Genomic DNA, 6,773 nt, shown 5'->3' with positions numbered 1-6,773 from the left:
TTGGCAATGCGCAAGCCGTTCTCCATCTCTTTCGAGCGGCGATCGTAAATATACGTGCGCGGCACGTTGGAACTGCCTTCATAATTCGAGACGTTGACCGGATCGAAGCCGTGCGACTTGAGCAAGTCCGCGTATTTCCGCGCCAATCCCGCCACGCCGCAACCGTTCAACACTTCGATCTTAAGATTATCCGCCGGCAGCGCTTCAATGGCAGCCTCCGAACTCATGGGATGCTCGGCGCCGGAAAGAAAATGCTTGCTGACGAACGAAATGATCAAAATGACGTTGATCAGCCCCAGGCCCCACAAGGCAATCGAGAAGAATCCATTCTTGAAATTGAAACTTCCCTTGCCCGGCGAACTCGTGCGTTTGGCCATGACGCGCATTCCGCCCGATGGCTGAGACGAGCCTTTCGAACGACTAGGTGTTGCCATGCGATGCTTCGGCACGCTCCTTTTCCTCAAACTTTTTAGGTGATACGACAAAAAAATGACCCGCACGCGGCGAGTCACTCATGTTCACAAACTATTTATCTTGCGACGGCGCTGATGAGGGCGAAGGCTCCCACCAGTTATCATAGTAACCGCTGGAATAACGATACGGGCTGTAATAGCGGTACGGCATCGTGCTGTACTGCACGCTGAACGCAATATTGCGGCTCGGCTTGTAATCAAAACTCGCGCCCGAAACAAAGAAACCGTTGTTATACATGCCGGGAACGCCGAACGAGCCCAGCGGCTGATTCATCAAACCCCATTGCAACGAGACATTCATGTTATCGGCAACGCGATAGCCCATCGTGTTCAAATAAACGCCCTGGCTGTAGCCGTGTCCGCCAAAGGTCGTGTACGAAAGCGCAAAACTTTGCTGCATCGAGAAGCGGCTGGGGTTCAAACCGAACAGGCTTACCAGACCTTGGGGCTGGGTCAACGATGAGGTCAGCAAGCGCGAGAACGGAATCGGCTGGGTCTGTTCTTTCAATTGCGCCGCCGCCAACGAGGGCAAGATGAGTGTCAACAAAACGAGAGCAACTTTCTTCATGGCAAACCTCTCAAAATTGCGACGTTGATCAAATGATGACTTGTCCTTCCCGCCTCAGCGAACCGTTGATTTTTGTGAACATTAAATAAGAAATTTTAGCAGGAAAGTCAAACGGTTTTTCATCATAAACTCGGATATTTGCTTGATTTTGGAGAGTGCAAATCGTATGCTTGCGGCAATCAATGATTTCATCAGCGCTCAACCACGGCTTGGCTGTCGTATGAGAAATTCATTGATCAATTGACTGTTAATCATTGATCATTTGCAATTCAAATTCTGATGACAAAGAACCCATCTGCGGGCAATGCTATGAAACACCCGATAAGATTGTTAAGCATTCTCGCGCTTCCCTTCCTGATTACAATCCAATGCGGGACGCGGGAAGACAATGCATACCTTCATTCTCTACCCTCCACTGCGGATTCCGAATCCGAGCCGATGGCGCTGGGATACGGAAGGAGCGCCGATCGTGGGGATATAATGTTAGCTTCTAGCTCGTTCACCGGGGATCAGTCTGTTACATCACCGCAAGCGCGTATGCTCATCAAAACCGCTGATCTCGTCTGCGAGGTAGACAATTTTGACGAGGCGTGCTCCCGTGTGCAAAACCTCGCGGAGCAAAATGGGGGCTATGTCGTCTCTTCTCAAGCCAATGTTTCAGACGAAAACCTCAAATCCGGTCACGTCACACTGCGCATTCCTTCAGATAAATTCGATGAAACCCTGACATCGTTGAAGAAACTTGTAAAGAAAACCGACAGCGAAAGCATCCGCGGCAACGACGTTACCGAGGAATTTTATGATCTCTCCGCGCGTCTCGATAACAAACGCAAAGCCGAACAGCGCTTTCAAGAAATTCTCAAAACGGCCAACAAAACGACCGAGATTCTGGAAGTTGAGCGCGCGCTGATGAATGTGCGTGAAGAGATCGAGCGCATGGAAGGTCGCAAGCGTTTTCTCGCCGATCAAGTGGCGCTGTCAACCATCACCGTCAATTTATACGAGCCGCGCCCGCTGCTCACCGGTGGCCGCGACAGCTTTTGGGGCAAAATCAAACGCGGCTTTGAAAACGGCCTGGAAGGTTTTGGCGATGTGTTGAGCGCCAGTATCACGTTCGTGATTGCCGTGTTGCCGTTGGCGCCTCTGGGTTTTCTGCTTTGGTGGGGAATCCGCAAGCTTCATCGCAGCATCAAAAGCCGCAAATTGCCGGCGATGCCGAATCCGCCCCCAAAATAAACCATTATGCCATCAAAACGTGACGTGACGCTGCTGTTTGCCACGCGCATCACGCGCTTGTTTGCCTATGGTTTTTTATCCGTAGTGCTGGCGCTGTATTTGGCGCAAACCGGTTTGAGTGAAGGCCAAATCGGTGCGTTGTTCACGCTCACGCTGATCGGCGACGCGGCGCTTTCGTTGTGGATGACGACTTCAGCCGATCGCCTGGGCCGGCAGCGCATGTTGTTGCTCGGCGCCGGCTTAATGGTGATCGCAGGCGCTATCTTTGCTCTAACGGGCAATTTCATCGTGCTGTTGGCGGCTGCAATTATCGGCGTTATCAGCCCGAGCGGCAATGAGATCGGCCCGTTTCTTTCGATTGAACAAGCAGCCCTGTCGCAACTATTGCCGCACGAACGGCGCACGCACACGTTTGCGTGGTATAATCTTGCCGGTTCATGTGCGACGGCCCTGGGCGCGCTGGCCGGCGGCTTCCTGGCCCAGACGCTGCAAGATCTTGGGCTTTCGCCGCTGGCCGCTTACCGTAACGTTTTGCTCGGTTATGCCGCAGCGGGCGTGGCGCTCATCCTGCTTTTTCTCAAGCTCACACCGGCCATCGAAGCCAATCAAGCCTCGCGTGTGCCTCACGTATTCGGGTTGCACCGTTCGCGCCCGATCGTCATGAAGTTGAGCGCCCTGTTCGCGCTCGATGCCTTTGCCGGCGGTTTCGTGATTCAAAGCATGCTCGCCTATTGGTTCTTTATAAAATTTGGCGTCACCGAAAGCACGCTGGGCGGCATTTTCTTTGGCGCGAACATTCTTGCGGGAGTGTCGGCGTTATTGGCCGCCCGTCTCGCGGCGCGCTTCGGGCTGATCAATACCATGGTTTTCACACACATTCCGTCGAATGTATTGTTGTGCCTCGTGCCGCTTATGCCGAGCTTGCCTTGGGCCATCGGCGTGTTGTTGGTACGCTTCAGCATTTCACAAATGGATGTGCCGACGCGCCAATCCTACACCATGGCCGTGGTCGCGCCGGATGAACGCTCGGCCGCCGCGGGCGTAACCGGAATCGCGCGTTCGATCGGCGCTTCACTGTCACCGGCACTGGCCGGACTCTTGCTGGCAAATGCGGCGTTGATAAGCGTGCCTTTCTTGTTGGCAGGCGGTTTAAAAATTGTTTATGATTTATTGTTGTATTACAGCTTCAAAACCCTGAAGCCGCCGGAAGAAGGCATGTTCCCGCTTGCAAACCACAAGGCCCAAATTTCTTCGCCTTGAGCGCGAGCAGGACAAACCGAAACGACGTTAAGGATTCTCGCTTAAATAAATTGCCCATATCACAAACCGCGAATGGACGCTAATAAACGCGAATTTTGAAATTAGCGAATATTCGCGTTCATTCGCGGTTTCAAAAATGAGTAGGTTATTTAAATGGCACTCCTAAGCTGATCATATCAGATTCACCGCCTTTCATAATTTTATTCTATGTTCAAGAAACTAATCGCGCAAATTCCGCAATCATCAATCCGAAATCAGTATGAATTCACGGCAGTGAGCAAAACGGGAACACCGGCATGAAACTCTTCTCTCCGGAGACGTGGGTCTCTTTAATCCCCAACGGCCTCGGCCATGTCAAGCCCAATCATTATTTGGAAATGTTGAAAGTCGCCTGGCAGAATCGCGATCAACTGCCGTTCGCCTGGCGCATTTTGAATGACGGCGTGTGCGACGGCTGCGCGCTCGGCACCACCGGCATGCGCGATTTCACCATGGCGGGCGTGCATCTCTGCATGGTGCGCCTGCATCTCATGCGGCTGAACACCGCGCCGGCCCTGGATATTCGCAAACTTGCAGATGCCACCTCTCTCCAGAAAATGAATGCCGCGGAATTGCGCGCATTGGGGCGCTTGCCTTATCCCATGATCCGGCGCGCCGGCGAATCCGGTTTCAGCAGAATTTCGTGGCAGCAGGCGTTTGCGGCCATCGCGCAAAAAATCCGCGCCACGAATCCGAACCGCATCGCGTTTTATCTCACCTCGCGCGGCCTCACCAATGAAGTTTACTACGTCGCGCAAAAAACGGCGCGATTTCTCGGCACGAACAACATCGACAATTCCGCGCGCATTTGTCACGCGCCCAGCACCGTCGCGCTCAAGCAAATGATCGGCGCTGCCGCCTCGACGTGTTCTTACACGGATTGGCTGGGCACGGATTTGCTCGTGTGCATTGGCAGCGACGCGCCCAACAATCAGCCCGTCACCACGAAATACATGTACTACGCCAAAAAGCAAGGCACGAAAATCGCCGTCATCAATCCCTATCGCGAGCCGGGACTCGAGCGCTATTGGGTGCCCTCGGTTTTCGAGAGCGCCTTGTTCGGCACCAAGCTGGCTGATCGTTTTTTTCATGTTCACATCGGCGGCGATATTGCTTTTCTCAACGGCGTGATCAAACACATGATCGCGCAGAATTGGGTCGATCAAAATTTTATCCAACAACACACGCACGGCTTCGATCAGCTCAAAGCAATGCTGCAAGAACAAAGTTGGGAGAGTCTCGAACAAGCCTCGGGCGCAAGCTCGGCGGAAATGCTCGCCTTCGCGCAGATGGTGGCCAGCGCCAAAACCGCGGTTTTTGTGTGGAGTATGGGCATCACACAGCATCGCCACGGCGTGGAAAACGTGAAAGCCATCATCAACCTCGCGCTCACCAAGGGCTTTGTGGGTCGCGAAAAATGCGGCCTGGTGCCGATTCGCGGGCACAGCGGCGTGCAAGCCGGCGCGGAAGTGGGCGCCGTGCACAATCTTTTTCCCGGCGGTGTTGCGGTGAACGAAGAGAATGCCAAAAAATTCGAGGCGTTGTGGGGATTTGCCGTGCCGGCGCAAAAGGGCTATTCTGCGGTGGAGATGATCGAGGCGGCGCACGCGGGTAAACTCGATTTGCTGTATTCCGCCGGCGGCAATTTTCTCGAAACCTTGCCGGAACCGGATTTCGTGCGCGCCGCGCTGGCCAACACGCCGCTGCGCGTGCATCAAGATATCGTGCTCTCGCCGCAGATGTTTGTCGAGCCACAAGAAACAGTTGTTTTATTGCCGGCCCGCACGCGCTTCGAGCAAACCGGCGGCGGCACAGAAACCTCGACCGAGCGCCGCATATATTTTTCGCCCGAGATTCCCGGCCGGCGCGTGGGCGAATCCAAAAGCGAGTGGGAAATTTTCATGGAATTGGCCGAGCATGCGTATCCCGAGCGGGCCGCGCAAATTCATTTTGATAACGCCGCACAGATTCGCCAGGAGATCGCGAAAGCCGTGCCATTTTATGAAGGCATTCAACACCTCAAACAAAAAGGCGACGCCCTGCAATGGGGTGGCCCGCGGCTTTGTGAGGGCTGGACATTCGAAACCCCGGAAGGCCGCGCAAATTTTGCCGCCTTGCCCTTGCCGCAACGTGAGGCGAGTAACGGCAAGTTCACCGTGACCACGCGCCGCGGCAAGCAATTCAACAGCATGGTGCAAGCCGAACGCGATCCGCTCAACGGCGCGCGGCGCGAAGATATTTTAATAAATGCAGAAGACGCCCAACGCCTGGGCTTGCGGGAGAGTGAGTGGGTGATCTTGAAAAATCACATTGGCGAGTTTCGCGGCCGGATCAAGTTCGCGCCCATCAAATCCGGCAACCTGCAAGTGCACTGGCCCGAAGGCAACGTCATCATCCGCCGCGGCGTGATCGATCCCGGCTGCGGTATCCCGGACTACAATGCCGTGGTTGAATTGCGGATCTCGGATTGATGATCTCGGATTGGGGATTGGGGATTGCGGATTTGTGATTTCGGGTTGCGGATTAATCGCGAAACTTCAATCTCAGCTTTTCATTCCACACTCCGCAATCTCCAATTCGCAATCCGGCTTCCGCGCTCCGCAATCAAAAATCATCAATTCTTTCGCGGCCCATGGCGCGCGGTATTTATCGAGGAGACGATAATCGCGACGATTTCATGGCCTTCCGCCATCAAACTTTCCAGCTTTTCTTTCTTGACCAGATTGGATTCGATCAGCAACTCCATCCAATACAATACTTCATCAGCTTCTTCTTCGACCGTGCCCATCTTGCTGATAAAGTCCGCGCGGGATTTGGCCCGGCATGCGGCACGGTAATTGGCCCCCACGGAAGTTCCGGCGCGCAACAACTGCCGGCCAATGACATCGGCAGTTCGATTTCTCTCAGGCAAAGCTTGCACAACCCGAATGATGCGCAAAGCGAATTGTTTGGTGCGCGCCTTCATGGCTTCAGGCGATAATTTTGAATTTTGGATTTCTGATTGCGGAGGGCGGATTTCTTGACTGCTGGCCGCAGCCATATTAGCGATTTCTTTGGCGCTGCTCATGTGTTCTTCCCCACTTTAGTATTTCGGATTGCGGATTGCGGATTGATGATTGTGGATTCAGCGCGGCTTTCTGGCTCAGGCTTTTCAATCCGCATTCCGAATTCCACAATCCCCACGAATCATTTCGGAT

General features: G+C 53.8%; 6 protein-coding genes. 3 read left to right on the top strand and 3 right to left on the bottom strand.

Annotation, left to right across the window (positions count from 1 at the left end; translation table 11 throughout):
• On the bottom strand, positions 1 to 449 hold a 449-nt coding region (locus FBQ85_24405), incomplete at its 3' end, for a LytR family transcriptional regulator (GenBank protein MDL1878274.1).
• A 76-nt stretch (positions 450 to 525) separates the two neighbouring features.
• Positions 526 to 1,041: a hypothetical protein gene (locus tag FBQ85_24400; protein MDL1878273.1), complete on the bottom strand. Its 516-nt coding sequence runs from the start codon at positions 1,039 to 1,041 to the stop codon at positions 526 to 528.
• 279 nt (positions 1,042 to 1,320) lie between these two features.
• Between FBQ85_24400 and FBQ85_24395 the strand changes: the two genes are divergently transcribed.
• The 3 genes from FBQ85_24395 to FBQ85_24385 all read left to right on the top strand — a co-directional run bounded on the left by FBQ85_24395 (position 1,321) and on the right by FBQ85_24385 (position 6,047).
• Positions 1,321 to 2,277: a DUF4349 domain-containing protein gene (locus FBQ85_24395; GenBank protein MDL1878272.1), complete on the top strand. Its 957-nt coding sequence runs from the start codon at positions 1,321 to 1,323 to the stop codon at positions 2,275 to 2,277.
• A 6-nt stretch (positions 2,278 to 2,283) separates the two neighbouring features.
• Positions 2,284 to 3,537, top strand: coding sequence for an MFS transporter (locus FBQ85_24390; protein MDL1878271.1), 1,254 nt, complete (start codon positions 2,284 to 2,286; stop codon positions 3,535 to 3,537).
• Between the two features lie 296 nt (positions 3,538 to 3,833).
• Positions 3,834 to 6,047: an FdhF/YdeP family oxidoreductase gene (locus FBQ85_24385; protein MDL1878270.1), complete on the top strand. Its 2,214-nt coding sequence runs from the start codon at positions 3,834 to 3,836 to the stop codon at positions 6,045 to 6,047.
• Between the two features lie 143 nt (positions 6,048 to 6,190).
• Here FBQ85_24385 and FBQ85_24380 read toward each other — a convergent pair whose 3' ends face one another.
• Entirely contained in the window at positions 6,191 to 6,616 is a 426-nt protein-coding gene (locus tag FBQ85_24380; GenBank protein ID MDL1878269.1) for a four helix bundle protein, read from the bottom strand.
• Between the last annotated feature and the right edge of the window lie 157 nt (positions 6,617 to 6,773).

The organism is Cytophagia bacterium CHB2, from assembly GCA_030263535.1.
Classification (GTDB): Bacteria; Zhuqueibacterota; Zhuqueibacteria; order Zhuqueibacterales; family Zhuqueibacteraceae; genus Coneutiohabitans.
The sequence above is the reverse complement of the archived record's forward strand: the minus strand, read 5'-3'. Positions and strand labels throughout refer to the sequence as shown.